Raw genomic sequence first — 19858 nt, forward strand, 5'->3', positions numbered from 1 at the left:
AGTAGTTTATTTTTTCTTGTCTATTCATTGTCTGTCTCCTTTAAAAACTAGTTACTACAGGTCTACTTAATGTATACTTCTATTTAGGGATGTGTATCCATGTGCTCTTTATATTTATAAAAACAATATATACCAATGGATAAATTAACTCAATTTTTAAACGAATTATCGACCAATACAGACCAATTGGATCGTTTTAATTCAGGCTCGAATAAGACCGAAATGATCAGTAATCGACAGCGTATGTTGGACGCAGCAGGAGTGCAACATAAAGAAGAGATAGTTGACATGAATCTAGAGAATTTACAAAACTTAATGAACAAAAACCTTGCTCAAAAAACAGACAACAATTTGGAAACAACAATTTGTGGTTTGATCGTAAAGCAAATGCTCAAGTATCCAGAACGAATTGCAATTATTGATAGAGAGACAAAAATCAGTTATAAGGAGCTAATGATACGAGCAGCTGAGGTTGCCGGAGAACTCATTAACCGAAAGGTAACACCAGGATCACTGGTCGGCGTGTGTATGAACCGGACTTGGGAACTGGTTGCTGCTTTAATTGGTGTAATGCAGGCTGGATGTGCATATGTACCTTTGGATCCAGCATATCCTCAGAATCGCGTTAAATACATGTTGGAGCATTCTCGTGCCGTGGCAACTATTGTAGATAATGAGGTTTCTGCCGAACTATGCAGTAGTGTGCAAGAACAATTACGGATCAATAAATTAAGCGGACATATCGATCATTCGGTAAGAGCATCAGGAAACGATTTGGCCTATGTTATCTACACTTCTGGTTCAACAGGGAAACCAAAAGGTGTAGCGGTAGAACATAAAGGTTTTGTTTGTCTTCGTCAATCTATGCGAGAACTATTTAGTGATGAGGAGTTGAAAGGAGTTTTTGCAGGGGCTTCGGTTTGTTTTGATACCTCGGTAATGGAAATTATGGGGACCTTATCACTGGGTGGAACTATCATTTTAGCCAAAAATGCATTGGAGTTGACCAAGCTTCCAGCTATAGATCAGATTAAAGTTTGTGTAATGGTTGCCTCGGCGATGCAAGCTTTACTAACAACAGAAAAATTACCTAAGGGCTTGAAATGTTTAGTATTTGGAGGTGAGGCACTCAAACCCTCACTAGTCGCACAAGTTTATAAGCAAAAACCAGATGTACGTGTTTTGAATGCATATGGACCTACCGAGGATACAGTCTATTCTACCATCGCTGAAGTTTCTCCTGGAACTGAAGTAGTAACTATTGGTAAGTCTGTCCCTAACTCACGTGCTTATATTTTGGATGAAGCTTTGCAACCTGTTGCTACTGGAGTAGCAGGAGAATTGTACCTAGCGGGAACCAAACTTGCACGAGGTTATTTGTATGATGAAGTTAAGACCAAAGAGCGATTTATTGACATAGTACCTAATGATCTGATTTCAGCTAATCGCTTATACAAAACGGGCGATTTGTGTTGCTGGACAGAAAATGGAGAAATCGAGTTCCTTGGAAGAGTTGATCAACAAGTAAAGATCAGGGGGTATAGAATTGAATTAGAAGAAATCGAGTCCATACTCGAGTCTATGGAAGGTATTGATGCAGCTGCTACGGCAGCCGTCGATGGAGGTTTTGGTCAGAAAATATTAGTGGCCTATATTGTAAGCAAAGATAAGTCGGTAACTGAGAACGAAATTAAATCGTATGTGTCACGACGATTACCAAAATATATGGTTCCTCAAGTCATAAAATACCTAAAGGCTTTACCACTGTTACCAAATGATAAGCTAGACCGCAAAAAATTAATGAGTTTAGAAGAGAAATCTTGTGTCAAAAAAGATTCCGAAAATCAGACTGTCGTGCAAAATTTGATAGTTTCAAAAGATGAACAACAAGGAAAGATATTGTCAATTGTTCAGAATGAAGTAGCGTCTCTACTCAATTTGGATGATCCGGAACAAGTATCACCAGAGGATGCATTCGATAATCTAGGGCTCGATTCTTTAACTACGTTGGAGTTTAGCTGTAGACTTACCAATTTACTGGGGCGAGAGTTATCCGCTCATGCTATTTTTGAGCATTCTACTCCAAATGCATTAGTGAATTATATTACTAATATGATGAGAAGTGGTGATGCAAATAGCTCTACAAATGGGACGAAAACTGTATTCACTGATACACTAGCTAGTTTTCAAACACATATTCGGTCAAGTCACCCTACATTTCAAGCTGCCAAAGCGCCCGCTTGGGACGCGACAGATAAAAGTAAGCTGGTTCAAGAAGTCCTGCATATGGTAAATAATGATCGTAGAAATCCTTATAGCAAAGTATTACGAACAGGAAGTGCTACCAAAGGTATTGTGGGAGATGCTTATAATGACGAAGAGCAAGAGGCTATTATATGGACAACGAACCTGTATCTCGGTTTGAATCGCGATCAGAAAGTTATGGAGGAAGCTTCTAATGCATTAGCGCGTTTTGGTACCGGAATGGGAACCTCTGCTGCGGCTTCAGGAATGACTAATCAACACTTAGAGTTCGAAACTGAGTTTGCCGATTTGGTAGGTAAACCTAGTGCATGTTTGTTTCCTACAGGATATACCGCTAATGTTGGTGCAATAGCAGGATTATTAGGAAGAAATGACGTGGTAATTATCGATCAACTCTGTCACGCATCTATTGTAGATGGTGCACGTCTTTGTGGAGCTACGGTTCGAACGTTTCAACATAATAGTGCGTCTGACCTAGAGGAGGTGCTTAAATCTGAAATGTCCCCATATCGTACAATTTTAGTAGTATTTGAAGGTGTATATAGCATGGGAGAAGGGGCCGCACCAGTTGCAGAGATTGTTCGAACAGCAAAGAAATATAATGCACTCGTTCTGGTGGATGAAGCGCATTCTTTTGGTTTTTATGGTGAAAATGGAGCAGGTATTTGTGCAGCTCAAGGTGTTACTGAAGAGGTAGATTTTATTATGACGACACTCAGTAAAGCCTTAGGGAGTCTCGGAGGAGTAGTAGCTGCCAGTCAGGAACACGTTGATCTTTTGAAGTCATCCTCTAGAGCTTATATCTTTCAGGCCTCAATTAGTCCGGCTGATATGGCTGCTGCACTTACTGCATTAAGACGCCTTCGCTCTGATGATGCTTTGCGAGAACGATTATGGGATACTACTCGTTACATGCGGAAACAATTTGAAGATGCTGGGTATGATTTGGGAACTGGAGATGGTCCTATCGTTACTCCACACTTTAGTGACAAAGATAAACTGTATGCTATTGTACAAAACATGTATCAGCAAGGTGTTCAAACTTCTGCGGTAACGTATCCGATTGTCGAGAGCGGACGTGGGCGTTTGAGACTCATCTGTTCGGCAGCTCATACCCGCGAAGATGTAGATAGAACCCTGGCAGCTCTTATCGAGGCAGAACGCAAAGTAGATGAACAACTTACCATTGAGCAAAATGAAATAAAAGATTCGAATATATCAATATCTGATATCGAAGCTTGGGCCAAAGGATTTTCCTTGTATCTAAAACGATCCATGGCAGTAGTTGCTGCCCCAACTCCAAACCTGGCCATATCTGTTAAGGCCTCTGAAGCATCTAAGCCAGTTACAATCTTAGTTAAAGATGAAAAGATTACAATAAATACAGATGTAGGTTGTGATTTGCCTTCTTGTTCATTGATCATTACTGATAATGATGCAGTTTCGACATTACAATCGTCTGATGTACAGGGATTACTTCATTGTATTTGCAAAGGAACCTGTATTTTGAAAGGACAAGTCGAACCGTTTATTTGGTTTATAGGAAGAATGGTAGATCATAGAAATAGTACGCAGAACTAGATCAATTAAAAGATTAGTGGTATTAAATATTTATAAGTGGGTTAAAAGCCTTTCTCTTTGAAAGAAAGGCTTTTAACCAAATTAAAATTCTGTTTTTATGGTAAAACCACAAAAAAATGAAAGAATAATACTACAAAATTATAAATAATTGTAAAATTTGTGTATTTTGTGGACTAAATATGCTTTTTATCATGTTTAACCCCCAAAATGAACACAATGAAGAAGATAACTTATCTACTAATCTTGTTATGCCTTGCATGCCAATCTGGTTTCGCCCAAAACCAATGGTCTGCGGTAGACCTTTCCGAAATAGGGAGTGTAAAAGATTCCGTACTCTACGACACAGCAGTCAATAATTTACAAGAGTTTGTAACTCAAGACCAATTGGATAGAGCACAGCCTCTCGCAGATCAGCTGATTCAGTTAGGTTTTGATATCGACTATAAAAGAGGACTCGCTATGGTGTACCGACAAAAAGGACTGATTAGCGATAAACTATATAGAACTACAGAATCCGAAACCAACTTCGAAAAAGCGTCTAAATACTTTAAAGATATAAATGACCTTAACGGTTTAGCCTCGGTTCGTAATGATAGATTTATTATTGAGCAGAGTAAAGGAAACTTGGAGAAGGCTGCTGATTATCTAATGGAAGCGAAGTTATGCAGAGAACAGCTTAAAGATAGCATCGGATTATCTAGTATTTACAACAACTTGGCTATTGTATATAAGGATCTGAAAGATGTTGCTTCTTCGGAGGAGTACTACTTAAAATCTATAGCTCTTAGGAAAAAATTAGGCTTGGGAGGGCTTGGTTTGGTATTGAATAATTTAGCACTATTATACACTGAAAATGGTAAGCTTTCTGAAGCTAAAAAATTACTTTCAGAATCGCTCCAAATCAATAAAAAAGAAAAAGATCTTAAACATGAGGCTCAATCGTATAGTATTATGGCCAAAGCTGCTATGTATAGCAAAGAATATACAACAGCAAAAAAGTACTATGATACTACACTATGCGTTGGAACGCGAGCTGACTATAAGTTGATCGTAACTAATGCCAAGCAACAGTTGGGTATCATTGCTTTGGAGCAGGGAGATTTTGTAAAATCAGAAGCTTTATTAAAAGAAGCAAGAGCCAATTTTGAAAAAGCTAACATTACTGCATTAATCTTAAAAAACTATAAATATTCCTTCAAACTGGATTCTACCAAGGGGAACTTGCTAGGTGCCTTGGGGTGGCAAAAGAAATATCTGGAACTTTCGGATAAGAGAATGTATGATATCGCTGCAAAGAAGATCGAAAAAACAAAGGCGCACTACAAGGCAGAGTTAGAACAGCTTAAACTAATTGAAGAACAGGAAAAAAGAGAACGAGAAACTGCGGCCCAACTTTTTCAATTTCGTTTGATCGCATACATCGCTAGTGCAGTAGTATTGGTGGTTCTTATCTTTTTGATAATGATTGTAAGAACAAGAAACGAAAGAAAAAGACTCATAGCCAAGTTGGATAATTCTAATCAGGTAAAAAATAAACTATTTTCGATTATTTCTCATGACCTTAAGAATGAGATTAGTGGTCTGGAAGGAACCTTAAATCTTTTGAAGGAAAATTCTATTAGTGATAAAGAATTTAAAGAAGTGGTTCCGCTTTTGGCAAGTGGCGCCCATCAAACTTCTATTTTATTGCATAATCTATTGAATTGGTCAAAGTCTCAATTAAAGGAATTAAATGCTAATCCTACTACTTTTGATATTTCTGAAGTGATTTCGGATAAGTTTACGTTTTTTGAGCAAAAAGCCAAGCAAAAGAATATTCAGTTGATCAATAACTTGAATCCAACAAAGATTTATGCCGATCGGGATATGTTTGGTATTGTAGCCCAAAATCTTATTGCCAATGCTATCAAGTTCTGTAATCCGGGAGATTCGATTTCCTTACTTTCAGAAGATAAAGACAATCATTACGAGATTCGATTTAAGGATACAGGCGTTGGGATTAATCCTCAATTTATTGATAAGTTGTTTGCCGAAGACACTTTTACCACACCTGGGACACAAAATGAAACTGGTACCGGTTTGGGATTACGTATTTGCAAGGAATTAATAGAGTTAAATCGAGGTAAGATCGATGTAACCAGTGCTCCCGGAGCAGGAAGTACATTTCTGATTTCATTACCTAAAGCTGCATAACTATTGCGCGGGAGAAATTATTTATCCATTAAGTTTCTGAATTGATAGAAAAAGCGTTCTATCAATCGCAGATCCTCGGTAACAATTTCTACAACACCTCTCATTTCTTGCCTAAAAGGAATCTCCTTGTCATAAGTAGTAATGAGTTTGTCCGGCAGCGCAACATCAATAAGATATAAACCATCTTTGTCTGGCAATAGTGAAATATAACTCACTTCACCTTTTAAGGTTCCAAATTCGTCGTCTGGAAAATTTTCCAATCGAATATTGGCCGTTTGTCCGATTTTGATTTTTCCAGAGTTTTGCGAAGGAGCTTTTATCCTAGCCAAATAGGATGATTCTTCTATAGGAACTACCACAAAAACGACATCCCCAGCGGTTACGGTTTGGTTGGGATTACGGTAATTTAGAAATGAAACACGACCATCCATATCTGATTTCAGAACATATTGCAACTCCCAATCTCTTATACTTGTTTTTAATTGATCAAAAGATTGAAGTACTTTCTTGAATAAATTAATTTCTTCCTTTTGTTTGTTGATTTCCGTTCCTTTGGAATTTTTGGTGGCATTACTAATGTTCTCAGTGATTTGTGATATTTGAACGTCATTGTTTTCATAGTCACGTTTTGCTCTCAAATAATCCAATTCTTTGTTTTCATAGGTTTGCTGAGAAATCACCCCTTTGTCATAAAGATCTTTTTGTCTCCCCAAATCTTCCTTTTTTAAGTTGAGCTCTTTACCACCTATTTTCTTTTGTGCTTTAAGGCTTTCCAATCTTCTATAGGATTCTGATAGGGCTGCCGCATTGGCAATAACTTCATAATTAAAGGGTTGATACTTCTTATTTAATCTATATTCAGAATAACTATTTTCAAACAAGGCAAAATTGGTCTCGATATCCCCAAGAAAAAGTATTGGTAATTGATCCACAGGGAAATAGAATGACTGATTGTCTAATTTTGTAGTATCAATAATAGATTTTAAGTAAAAAACATCCTGGTAATTGGCTGTACTTCGTAATATAGCCAGAGGGGTATCCTTTGGAACAATTTGATTGTCCTCTACCAATATGGATTCTATTTTTCCATTGATCTTGGCATACTCTTTTTGAGGCGGGATTTGAGTGGTTACAATGGCCTCTGCGGGAATCACATCAGGATACTTGATTAACCAGGATAAAAACAACAAAAGTATCACCAATCCCAGTATCAATAGATTTCCCCATCGAATCATCCAATGAGGAACTCGAGTTAAAATTTCTTGTACTTCTTCGCTTCTTAATTGTATGTCGTCTAAGTCTTCTGGCATCTTACTTTCCGAGTTCTAATTGATTTTTAACTAAATGATAATAGTTTCCTTTGTTTTTGATCAGTTCTTCATGGTTTCCAACTTCTACTATTTGTCCTTTATCCAGAACCACAATTTGGTGCGCATTCTTTACGGTACTCAATCGATGGGCAATGACCATTACAGTTTTGTTTTCGAAAAAGGCATCGAGGTTTTCCATAATTACCTTTTCATTATTGGCATCTAGAGCAGAAGTAGCTTCGTCAAAGAATAAAAACTTGGGGTTTTTGTACACCGCACGAGCAATAAATAAACGCTGCTTTTGCCCAGTACTTAATCCAACACCTTCCATACCGATTTTGGTATTATAGGATAGGGGAAGAGACTCTATAAATTCTTGAATATTGGCCACTTTTACCGCATGCGCAAGTTTTTTCTTATCTACATAATCTTCTCCTACTGCAATATTATTGGCAATAGTATCATTAAATATATATCCTTCCTGCATCACCACTCCAAAATGATCTCTCCAAGATTTTTGTGAAACTTGTTTTAAATCATACGGACCGATAAAAATCTGCCCTTCATCAGGTTCATAGAATTTTAGTAATAGTTTCATCAGAGTCGTTTTTCCACTACCACTAACTCCCACGACCGCAGTGATCTTGTTAGCAGGGATCGAAAGGCTTAGTTTTTCTAAAACAGGTTTATCTGATCCAACATATCTAAAATCTACTCCTTTTACCTCAAAACTTGAGTTTTCGGGAATTTCTCTAATCTTTTCATCACCAACTTGTTCTTCATCTTCCTTGTTATGGATTTCTCCCAAACGTTCTAAAGAGATTTGGGCATCTTGTAGTTCTCGTAAAAAATTAATCAATTGGGCTATAGGAGCATTTAACTGACCTACAATAGCCGTAATAGCCAACATCATCCCCAAGGTAATTTCTCCATCGATGACGAGTTTGGCAGAAAATACGGTAATAATGATGTTTTTAAGTTCATTGATGAACGATGATCCAACACTTTGGTATTGCTCAAGAGCCAGATTTTCTATAGAAATTTTAAATAATTTGGCTTGTACAAACTCCCAATTCCATCGTTTTCTTTTTTCGGCATTGTGCAGTTTTATTTCCTGCATTCCATTAACGAGTTCAATCACTTTACTTTGTTCTTCACTAATTTGTGAAAATCGCTTGTAATCTAGTTTTTTTCGTTTTTTAAAGAAGATTAGTATCCAGGCAAAGTAAAACACACTACCAACTGCAAAAATCCCAAAGATAGTTAAGCTATAATAGATAAGTACAATGCTGAATACAATGAGGTTTACCATCGAAAACAACACGTTTAATGAAGACATGGTAAGTATCTGTTCAATTCTTTTATGATCGTTGATACGTTGCAACAAATCCCCGGTCATTTTTACATCAAAATAGGAGATAGGTAAATTCATCAACTTGATAAAAAAGTCAGAAATTAGTGAAATGTTAATACGAGTACTTAGATGTAATAAGATCCAACTTCGTAACACTTCAATTAAGGTTCGACCAATAAATAAGGATAACATTGCGATCAAAACTAGATACACAAAGTTGAGGTCTTGATTTTTGATACCGACATCAACTATACTTTGTGTTAAAAAAGGAGTGATAAGCTGTAATAAACTTCCGGCAGTTAATCCTAAAGCTAATTGGAAAAGAAACGCCTTGTATTTGAAAATGTATTTGGATATGAATTTGAAACCAAATTTTTCATCATTTTCATCGATATTATCACTGTAAAAATTTGGTGTTGGCTCTACCAGCAGGGCTACTCCTTCTTCGGTAGTTTCATCTGCATTGTTTCCAATCCAGGCACGGATAAATTCTTCTTTTGTATAAGTAATTAAACCATGGGCGGGATCTGAGACATAGATAGTCATTCCACCATTTCTATGGTTTTTGATTTTGTATACTACAACATAATGTACTTTGTTCCAATGTACAATGCAGGGCAGGGGAACTTCATCTAGTTTATTTAAAGATAACTTCACGCCAAGAGATCTAAACCCAATTGCTTCTACTGCTTCACTAAGTCCTAACAATGAACTTCCTTCACGAGTGGTTTCGCTTAAAGTTCTTAGTTTTTCGGTATTAAGAATTCTTCCATAATGCTTAGCAATTATCTTAATACAAGTGGGTCCGCAGTCTTTGGATTCGGCTTGTTTGTAAAAGGGAAACTTTGGCATTAAGTACTTTTAAATTAAATTGATTTTGTGTAATTCATGATCTACAAAGTAAAGTAAATCTTTTTGATTTTACTATCTTAATGAGAATAGTGGGACAAAAGTCAGGACTAATGAATAATATATCTCCTATAAAATGAATAAAGAGCGCAAAAAGCGCTCTTTATAGTATTAGCTAACTATTAAAAAAAGAATCTAAGTATTATTCTTTTGTAATGGACCAAACTGTATAACTTCCTGGAGGAGCACTCAAAGTAGCATTTCCTTGAGCATCAGCGGTAGGCGTAGCTCTAGAGTTATCAGTATAATCTACTAATTGTTTACCTGCCCAGTTGGTTTGCACAGTACGTTGTTTTGTCTGTCCACTAATATTCATGTAAAGAATCAATCCTGGATTATCTCCACTACCACTTCTTTTCATGATGTACTCATCTTTGTTGGCTTCAATAATTTCTACGTCACCAACGGCTAATGTGTTGTAAATTTCGATCAAGGTATTTAGCTGACCTTTGAATGCTTGGTAATCCAAATAGAAAACCGTAGGGTATCCATCATGAGTTAGAATATAAGAATATGCTAACAGTTTTTTACCATAACTAATCCTATTGTCTGGATTTGGATCCTTCTCTGTATCATGATTTGCGGTAAAAGTAACGGCATTGCTAGGATCCAATTTTCTTAACATATTGCCTGCGTCTCCCAAAGCGGTAAGATCATTGGCTCTATCCAAGGTTTCATCCAGTCTGTAAAAGCAAGCAAAGTCAAATGCTGCAGATCCAGAAGCATCAACCCAATCTTTTAAGACTTGCTGGTTGCCATCAAAATTTTCTCCTACTGAGAACCCTCCAACCTTATCGTTCCACGCTGTTACCCATTTTGGAGCAAAACTCTTTACGTAGTCAAAACGCCATCCGTCAAAACCAAGTGATCTATAGAATTCTGCTACAGAATCATCTCTACCCCATAACCATTCTTGTACATACGGTACAGCATGACTAAGATCTGTTTCTGGGAAAAATAGAGCTTCTTCATCAGCATCGACAACCCCATTGGGATGAAAATGATCAAAATTTCTATTGAATTTACCAGAGGCATTTCCATTTTCTTCATTGAATAATGTAAACACTTCTGCGCCACCTCTAAATGGGTTTGCTTGTAATCCTCCACCAGAATTATGACCCATAACAACGTCTGCAATAACCTCAATGTCATTGGCATGTGCTTTTTGGATTAGGTCTTCTAATTCTTGTCTTGAACCAAAACGAGTTTCTACATTTTCAGAACCTCTTTGGCTGAATTCTCCTACATCAAAGTAGTCCATTGGGTCGTATCCCATAGAAAATTCTCCTGAAGCTCCTTTACTAGGAGAAGGTAACCAGATTCTATTTACACCCGCGTTGGCCCACTCTTCAATTTCTGAAGCAACCTGATCATACCATCCTCCAATGGGTTCTACATCCCAATAGAAAGCTTGCATAAATACTCCGGCATCTTCTTTTTGAAATTGAGAGAGATCCATTTTTAAAGATTGACTGGTAATGATCGGTTCTCCTGTGTTGGGGTTATCATCATCTTCACTACAGCCTGTGAAACCAAGAACCATTCCTCCGATTAGGAGGATGGTTTTGGCTGATATGTTTTTAATTTTTTTCATTTCAACGGTTTAAATTTCTAAAATTTAATTTCTAGGAACGAAGATGTAACGTCCATCTAAGTCATTGAACCAGATGTCATACGTTCCAGCGATAACTGGAGTATCAGGAGGATTTCCTTCTGTAGTCGCTTGTCCTGTAAGTGGAGTAGAACCACCCCAGTTTCCTGGCCAGTCATTACTATGTCTAAACTTAAGTGCACCATCGAAAAGTGTTACATTTTCGGCGTACCAAATGTGAGGATTGAAAGGAGATTGGATCAAGTCTGTATCATCTCCACCCCATCCGGTATCATCTCCTGTTCTTGCAGAACCAATGAAACCGATAGTTGTATATTCTGTTGCTCCAGTAATATCAATAGCATTTAATTCGTGAGTAAGCTCATCGATATTCACGATTAACTCATAGTATCCAGAGGATCCGATAGTAAACGCTCCAGGATCACCACCAAGAATATCACTGCTGGTAAATCCACCACCATCAAGACCCCATTGTGGTTGCCAAGCTCCTTTGTTTTCTAATAACTTGAATTCGTTTTCACCGTCATTAAATTCAAAGAAACCTCTGAAATAGAAAATGTTTGAGTTATCAGGATCTCTAAATAAGTAAGTATTAGTAGCTCCGTTATTCCAGTCATCGTTGTTAGCAACACCATCTTTATTGGTGTCAACAGTATTTCCTACTAAAAATAAGTTCCTTGTAACAATTATCGTAGAATAAGGTGTTACGGTTAAAGCTACTGGATTAGAGGTGATTGAAGCTCCTCCATTAGTTCCTAATGAAGAAACAACTCTTAGTTCAAAAGAAGCTTCATTATCTGGTTCTAATTCTAAAAGGATTGCCAAACTGTTTAGCTCACCGATAGTCCAAGAGTAGAAACGATCTGTAGTTACAGCTACTTCTAATGGGTTGGCAAAATCTGTTCCTGCAGCAGCAGCTTGAATGGTATAACTAATCGGTGTATTTACATTATACTGAGCGTCTTCCCATACTAAAGTGAATCCTTGTAAGTTCTCATTCTCTTTGGTTAAGGCAATAGTAGAATTTGCAGATACTATAAGTGGTCCTTCGGTTTGTTCTTGTTCAAGAACAAATGTTGGGTCTTCATCTTCGATACATGCATTGAAGCATAATGCAGCTACAAATGCAAAGAGTAAAATTGATATCTTTTTCATGACTGTATAATTTGAATTTTTCATAGTTTAATTTTAGAATCCAGGGTTTTGTCCTAAGTTAGGATTTGCAGACCTGCTCGATTCTGGAACAGGGAATAATCTTAAGTTTTCAGAGATAGATGATCCATTTTGTGGGCCACCTTTATAAGACCAGTTATAGGTTCCACCCGTGTAAAGGCCAAAACGTATAAGGTCTTGTCTTCTGTGTCCTTCCCAATGTAATTCTCTTGCACGCTCGTCAATAAGGAAATCAAGTGTTAAATCAGCATCAGCAATGTTTCCTGAAGCATCTCCGAAGGCTCTTTCTCTTAGTTGATTTACCAATCCTAGCGCAGTAGTACGATCACCACCGCCACCTCTTAGTTGTGCTTCTGCATACATTAAGAATACATCCGCCAATCTAAATAATGGGAAATCAGTATCCACAAAAGTAGCATCCTTTCCAGGCTCTCCTGTAGAAGTAATGTTAGAAAACTTAGCTAATAAATATCCTCCGGAAGTGTCAGAAATATCTGCAATTTCAATTGGGCGTTCTTCATCGGTAACCACATTTCCGTCATCATCCAATTCTATGTCTCTAGAAACTACTGTATTTCGGCCATCATTGTTAAAAAGAGCATCATTAACGAATAACTCTCCAAATTGTCTTCTTATACGATATAAGTTTCCAAATCCACCAACACCCAGTGATTCTGGAGTAGGTTGAAACCCTGCTCTTGCATTCTGTTGTCCCTGAATAAGAATACCAGCACCTCCAAAGTTTCTAACCGATGTACCATCGGCGATTACAGGGAAAATAACTTCATTTTGAGCACCATTAGTATCGTTATCTGCGTTAAAGTTGTTCAGATATACAGGATTTAATGAATATCCACTATTGATAATTTCTTGACATGTCGTCAAACAATCTGCAAAACGTTGGTTTTCTGCACCAAGATAAACTCCTGCATTTAAGTATAACTTTGCAAGAATCATTTTAGCCACTCCTTTATTCGCTCTTCCGTATTGAGAAGTATTCCCTGGAGCAGCGTCTAATAGATCAGCATCTACAGCTAGCAGCTCAGATTCGATATAATTGAATAATTCTTGTCCAGCGATTTCCGGTACTCTTGTAAATCCAACGGCATCATCTTCTGTAGCAAAAGGTGCTCTTCTGAAAAGATCTAATAAATGATAATTAGCCAATGCTCTTAATACCCTAGCTTCGGCTCTGTAGGCTCTTATTTCATTTCTTAACTCACCAGATACTCCTCTTTCATCAAGTTTGGCATCTGTAGTTTGACGTAAAAACTCATTAGCTAAAGAAATCTGGAAAGTTGCTCTGGCCCAAAAACCAAGAACTACTACATTATTAGCATCCCAGCTATTTCTTTGTACCTGACGAATTCCTGGGTCATTTTCAAAAGTCCAGATCGTTTCGTCAGTAGATAAGTTTTGAAGGTTAAACAACCCTCTTATATATTGTCCGGTTCCTGCATCAATCCCTGCAATGTTAGACTGTCCAGGACCATCTAAACCTACTACAGAAAGGTTTGCATACACACCGGCGATAGCACGATCATAAGCGTCAGGAGTACTAAATACATCCTCTGCTAGTAAATCATCATCATCTTCTAATTCGATATTCAAATCGTCTTCACAAGAAGCGAACATACCGATGAAAAGAAATGCGTATAAAAATATCTTATAAAATTTCATTTCCTTAATTTTTTAGTATTTATAGTTAATTCCTAACAAGTACGTACGTCCTCTAGGGAAGATCGTATTATCGACACCATTGTTCTGTATTTCTGGGTCTAGACCAGAGTAGTCTGTGATTACAAATGCATTTTGTACACCTGCCCAAAAACGAAGACTAGAAACACCTTTCATAACATCTCTAAGCGTATATCCCAGAGTGATGTTATCCATTCTTAAGAAAGAAGCATCTTCTACATAAAAATCTGATAGGATTACATCTGATGTGTTTTGGAAATTAGTGTCTAACACACTCACTGGAGTATTGTTGAATACATTTCTAAATACATTTCCTAATTGCGCGTTTGAGGAAGCTACGTTATTGTAAATTTCGTTTCCTAAACTCGCTCTCATATTGAAACTAAGGTCAAAGTTTTTGTAGTTAACAGTTGACTGTAGTCCCATGGTTACGTCTGCTACTGCGTTTCCTGAAACGTAACGGTCATTGTTATTAATGACACCATCTCCGTTTAAGTCAGCATAAGCTCCTTCAATAGGTCTTCCGTTTTCATCATAAACTTGCGCAAACGTAAAGAAAGAGAAAGGATCCTCACCTTGTCTCTGGATCTGGATGGTGTTTCCAGTTCCTCCGCTAATACCAGTAGTTAAAATATCCTGACCAAATGCTAATTCTTCAATTTCTCGGTCAATGTAAGTCGCATTAAAACTCACATTCCAGTTGAAATCATTTTTTCTAATAACATCTGCGTTGATAGCAAATTCAATACCTTCTGTAACGAACTTACCAATGTTTTGGAATCCTTGGTTGGTAAAGTTAGCAGCATCTGGTACTGGTGCTTGAGAAAGTAAGTCGTCTGATTCTTTTCTAAATACATCTACAGAACCACTAATACGATCATTAAAAAAACCATAATCTAGTCCAATATTATATTCTGAAATTTTTTCCCATTCGATATCTTCATTTCTAAATTGAGCTTGAACTATGTTCACTACTTCTCCATTAAGAATGTATTGTGTGTTTGGACTACTACCTCTATATCTTTCTAAAAATTCGAAAGCAGAAGGGATGTCTTGCTGTCCTGTAATACCGTAACCTAAACGAAGTCTTAAGTTACTCAATACATTAGAGTTTCTAAGGAAATTCTCTTCACTAATCTGCCATCCAAAAGAAGCAGAAGGGAAGTAACCAAATCTATTGTCTTCACTAAATCTAGAAGTACCATCACGACGAATAGATCCAGTAATAAAATATCTATCGTTAATTTTGATATTGGTTCTTAAGAAGTATGCCAATAGAACAACATCTGGGCTAATCGTTTCTTCTGGTTCGATATTAGGATCTCTTTGATCGCCTGTCGTAAAGATTTCTGTTTCAAATTTTTGATAAGAATAACCACCAGTGGCTTCGATATCGAAAGCACCTACTTTTTTGTTGTATACTAAATAAGCATCTAATAATCTGTTTTCTGTAAGAAAATCGGTGTCCGATTTAAAACCGTTGAATTCTCCTTGTGCAGAGTTAAATGTATTCGCACTTTCTGTAGAACGTTCTTCAAATCTGTCCGTTTCACTAGAATCTAAACCTAAGTTTAATACAGCACGTAGGTCAGGAAAGAAATGCAACTGATAGTCAAATTTTGCATTACCATAAAACCTTCTTACGTTGGCTATATCTCTGGTTTGTAAAAGCTGAGCTACTGGGTTTCTTTGTACGTTTGCCTGTGCAAAACCTTCACTATTCAGGTATTCAAAAAATCCTCCATAGGGTGAAGTAGCATCAAAAACGGGTTGTGTAGGATCAAATGTAATCGCAGAACCTTCAACACCAGGTGCAAATCTGTTTTTCTCAAAACTTAAATTTGCATTCACATCAACTTTTAAATGATTATTGAACAATCTTGGGTTTAATGCAAGAGACATTGCAGTTCTTTCAAACTTTGATGTTCTTCTTAATCCTTCCTGATCAGATCTACCTAATGTGAAACGGGTAGGTAGTACCTGCATGATTGATCCACCAACAGACAAGTTATGATTTGAAGAGAATGCATCTCTGTAAATCTCATCTTGCCAATCTGTACTTGCCGATCCAAGATCAGCTAATCTATCTGGAAAATTTTCTGCAATAAATGCTCGGTACTCATCAGCAGAAAATACATCAACTACCTCGTTTGCTGTAGTAATGTTTGTTTGTGAATCCAAGCTAATTTGTAAATTCTTTTTTCCCTTTTTAGTAGTAATAATAATTACCCCGTTTGCTCCTCGGTTACCATAGATGGCAGCTGCAGAAGCATCTTTAAGAATCGAAAATGATTCGATGTCATTTGGATTAATTGCAGATAATACAGATCGTGAACCATTATTAGTGTCTCTCGGGTCGTTTAATGGTAAACCATCTACTACAATAAGTGGATCGTTTGATGCGTTTAAAGAGGCACCTCCTCTAATTCTGATTTGTGAGTTTCCGGCAGGACCTCCGTTGGTGTTAATGTTAACACCGGCTACACGACCGTTAAATAAATTTTCTGCGGTTACGTTATTACCAGTATTAAAATTCTCTGATGTAACAAGAGCAACTGACCCCGTAAGATCTTTCTTTCTTGCAGCACCATAACCGATAAGAACAACCTGTTCTAATTCCGCAGCATCTTCTTCTAAAACCATGTCTATGGTAGCTTGACCTGTATACGTCACTTCCTGAGGTATAAAACCTACATAGGAGAATACGATAACATCCCCATTGTTAACATTGCTCAAAGAATAAAGACCATCAAAATCGGAAGAAGCTCCGTTTGTGGTCTCTTTGACAATGATATTTACACCCGGAATGGGTTGACCACTTCCCGCGTCAGTAACTGTTCCCGAGACAGTCGACTGGGCAAAAAAGCTCATTGGTATCAACCACAATAAAAACAATGCGCTTTTAGTTAATGTTTTCATAAAATTAAATTAGTTTTTGATTGTTTTAAGTCTTATATTTTCACTTTCTGCATCCAAAGTATGTAAATTTTACGTTAAATCTTCAATGCCAGTGTAGTCGAAACCTTACGAAAACGTTTGCGTGTGGAAAACTTTTAAAATTCCCTTAAAATTTTAAGTTTTATTGTGCTCATATAGCATAATTTCGCCCCAAAATTTAGGGAGTAAACAAAAAAAGGAAGAAGGGATAATAAATATTAGAACGTGTTGACGCTTTTGATATCTTTAAATACGTAAATGGATTGGGATCATTTTAAAGGGGAAATAAACGCTAACAAAAAACAAAAACAATGAAACAAAAAGTTACACTAAAACAAATTGCAAAAGAACTGGATGTTTCCATTTCTACAGTGTCCAAAGCCCTAAAAGACAGTGTGGAAATTAGTTTGGACACTCGTCAAAAGGTAAAAGCTTTCGCCAAGCTGTATAACTACAAACCAAACAACATTGCATTAAGTCTTAAGAACAGAAAAACTAAAACCATTGGAGTTATCATTCCTGAAATTGTGCATCACTTTTTTACAACAGTAATTGGAGGAGTTGAAAAAGTGGCTAATGAAAAAGGGTATAACGTAATTATATGTTCTTCTAATAATTCTTTTGATAAAGAGGTTATCAATATGGAAATGTTGGCCAGTGGTAGTGCAGATGGTTTTATCCTATCGGTAGCCAAAGAAACCCAACTCAAAAAAGATTATCACCATATAGAAGAAACGATGAGTCAAGGGATGCCAGTGGTACTCTTTGATAGAATTATTGATGAAGTGGTATGTGATAAAGTGATTATAGATGATGCCAAAGGAGCGCAAACAGCCACAAATCATTTACTCTCATTAGGGTGTAAGAAAATTGCCATCTTAACTACAGTAGACTACATAAGCGTAGGTAAGCTAAGAACAAATGGGTACTTAAGGGCTCTCAGAGCATATGACATTGAAGAAAATGAAGAGCTTGTGTTGAAGATAGAGGATATTGATAATTGTGAATCTGAAATTCACGATTTTCTTGAAAATAAAGAGGTGGATGCGGTCTTTGCGGTGAATGAACTATTTGCAGTTTCGGCAATCAAAGTATTACATGCGCAAGGTAAGAATGTCCCAAATGATGTAGCTGTTATAGGATTTACAGATGGGATTCTTTCAAAACATTTTATACCAAGTTTAACTACAATTAGTCAACACGGAGAAGACATGGGGATACGAGCGGCCAAGCTGTTAATAGATAAGTTAGAAGGAGATGAAACCATGACAGAGGAGTACCGAACGGTAATTATTGATACGAGTTTGGTCCAGAGAACATCCACAAAAAAAAGTAATGACTAACGATTTATAATTAAAAAAATGTAATATCTTTGGAGCCTATCAGAACTTATATTTTCACTTTCTACATTTAAATAAGTTTTGATAAGTCTTGCGCTTATCAGTGTAATAATTAAATATTCACTTAATGAACAAGCGTAAATTAAGTTTCTGGGAAATCTGGAACATGAGTTTCGGTTTCCTAGGGATACAAATGGGTTTTGCTCTTCAAAATGCAAACGCCAGTAGAATTTTACAGATTTTTGGTGCTGATGTACATGAGCTGTCCTGGTTTTGGATTGTTGCTCCTCTGACGGGATTAATCGTTCAACCCATAATAGGATATTACAGCGATAAGACATGGACCAGATTAGGTCGCAGAAGACCTTATTTTCTTACTGGAGCTGTCTTGGCATCTTTAGGACTATTACTTATGCCTAATGCCGACATGTTTACAGCCTTTATGCCAGCCTTATGGGTAGGAGCAGGAATGCTAATGATCATGGACGCTTCGTTCAATGTTGCTATGGAACCTTTTAGAGCATTAGTAGCAGATAATTTGCCATCGGATCAAAGAACACTTGGGTTCAGCGTTCAGACGGCACTTATCGGTTTTGGAGCTGTAATTGGGTCGTGGTTACCCTATGCATTTGTAAACTGGTTTGGGATTTCTAATGTTGCCGAGGTCGGAAAAGTACCTTTTCATTTATTACTGTCCTTTATTATAGGAGCAATTGTTCTAATCGGGAGTATTTTGGTAACAGTTTTTACTACCAAAGAGTATACGCCAGAAGAACTCAAAGCTTTTGAAGAAGAATCTGATAATGAGAAGCCGGAAGAAACGTCTTCTTTACTAAATATCTTTTCTGATTTCAGAAAAATGCCTTTGACCATGAAACAATTGAGTTGGGTGCAATTCTTTTCCTGGTTTGCATTATTTGGGATGTGGGTCTTTTCTACTCCGGCTATAGCACATCATGTATATGGATTACCTATAGAAGATCATAGTAGTAAAGCTTATCAAGATGCCGGAGACTGGGTAGGTTTCTTATTTGGTGTATACAATGCGGTTTCTGCAATTTTCGCTTTTTTCTTACCTGCAATAGCCTTAAAAATAGGAAGAAAGCTTACACATTCTGTATGCTTAGTTATAGGAGGTGTCAGCTTCATATCCATGTATTTCATTTCTAACGAAATGTTATTGATCATTCCTATGATCGGAATTGGATTTGCCTGGGCCAGTATTTTGGCAATGCCTTATGCTATTTTGGCGGGAGCGATCCCAGCGAGAAAGATGGGAGTGTATATGGGGATCTTTAATTTCTTCATTGTATTACCTCAAATAGTAAATGCATTAATAGGAGGCCCATTAGTGAAATACTTTTATAATGGTAATGCCATGTACGCCTTGGTAATAAGTGGAGTGTCCTTTATTATAGCAGCCTTGTTGGTGAATAGAGTAAAAGATGTAGATGATAAAGTAATTTTAAATAAAAGCTAAGATAAA

General features: G+C 37.0%; 10 protein-coding genes. 4 read left to right on the top strand and 6 right to left on the bottom strand.

From position 1 onward, the window contains the following. The first annotated feature begins 135 nt into the window (after positions 1-135). Positions 136-3846 carry an amino acid adenylation domain-containing protein gene (locus tag BUE24_RS12255; RefSeq protein WP_084549506.1) on the top strand — a complete coding sequence of 1237 codons (3711 nt, stop codon included), beginning with the start codon at positions 136-138 and terminating at the stop codon, positions 3844-3846. Between the two features lie 216 nt (positions 3847-4062). Next, on the top strand, positions 4063-6039 hold the full coding sequence (locus tag BUE24_RS12260; RefSeq protein ID WP_073316317.1) for a tetratricopeptide repeat-containing sensor histidine kinase: 1977 nt from the start codon (positions 4063-4065) through the stop codon (positions 6037-6039). A gap of 17 nt (positions 6040-6056) precedes the next feature. Here BUE24_RS12260 and BUE24_RS12265 read toward each other — a convergent pair whose 3' ends face one another. From BUE24_RS12265 to BUE24_RS12290, 6 genes are all read right to left on the bottom strand, one after another. Continuing rightward, positions 6057-7349, bottom strand: a complete 1293-nt coding sequence (locus tag BUE24_RS12265; protein ID WP_073316318.1) for an HlyD family secretion protein — start codon at positions 7347-7349, stop codon at positions 6057-6059. A gap of 1 nt (position 7350) precedes the next feature. After that, positions 7351-9555, bottom strand: coding sequence for a peptidase domain-containing ABC transporter (locus BUE24_RS12270; protein ID WP_073316319.1), 2205 nt, complete (start codon positions 9553-9555; stop codon positions 7351-7353). Positions 9556-9754: 199 nt separating this feature from the next. After that, positions 9755-11206, bottom strand: a complete 1452-nt coding sequence (locus tag BUE24_RS12275) for an alpha-amylase (RefSeq protein WP_073316320.1) — start codon at positions 11204-11206, stop codon at positions 9755-9757. A gap of 24 nt (positions 11207-11230) precedes the next feature. Next, the gene (locus BUE24_RS12280; protein ID WP_073316321.1) at positions 11231-12379 is read right to left on the bottom strand and encodes a SusE domain-containing protein; all 1149 of its coding nucleotides are present in this window, start codon (positions 12377-12379) and stop codon (positions 11231-11233) included. A 33-nt stretch (positions 12380-12412) separates the two neighbouring features. Further along, the gene (locus BUE24_RS12285) at positions 12413-14077 is read right to left on the bottom strand and encodes a RagB/SusD family nutrient uptake outer membrane protein (RefSeq protein ID WP_073316322.1); all 1665 of its coding nucleotides are present in this window, start codon (positions 14075-14077) and stop codon (positions 12413-12415) included. A 12-nt stretch (positions 14078-14089) separates the two neighbouring features. Continuing rightward, the gene (locus BUE24_RS12290) at positions 14090-17014 is read right to left on the bottom strand and encodes a SusC/RagA family TonB-linked outer membrane protein (RefSeq protein ID WP_073316323.1); all 2925 of its coding nucleotides are present in this window, start codon (positions 17012-17014) and stop codon (positions 14090-14092) included. A 329-nt stretch (positions 17015-17343) separates the two neighbouring features. Here BUE24_RS12290 and BUE24_RS12295 point away from each other — a divergent pair, with 329 nt between their 5' ends. Together BUE24_RS12295 and BUE24_RS12300 are read left to right on the top strand one after the other, a co-directional pair. Further along, positions 17344-18375: a LacI family DNA-binding transcriptional regulator gene (locus tag BUE24_RS12295; protein ID WP_073316324.1), complete on the top strand. Its 1032-nt coding sequence runs from the start codon at positions 17344-17346 to the stop codon at positions 18373-18375. A 124-nt stretch (positions 18376-18499) separates the two neighbouring features. Next, complete coding sequence (locus BUE24_RS12300) at positions 18500-19852, top strand: MFS transporter (RefSeq protein ID WP_073316325.1); 1353 nt, start codon at positions 18500-18502, stop codon at positions 19850-19852. The last annotated feature ends 6 nt before the right edge of the window (positions 19853-19858 follow it).

The organism is Aquimarina spongiae, assembly GCF_900141785.1.
Taxonomy (GTDB): domain Bacteria; phylum Bacteroidota; class Bacteroidia; order Flavobacteriales; family Flavobacteriaceae; genus Aquimarina; species Aquimarina spongiae.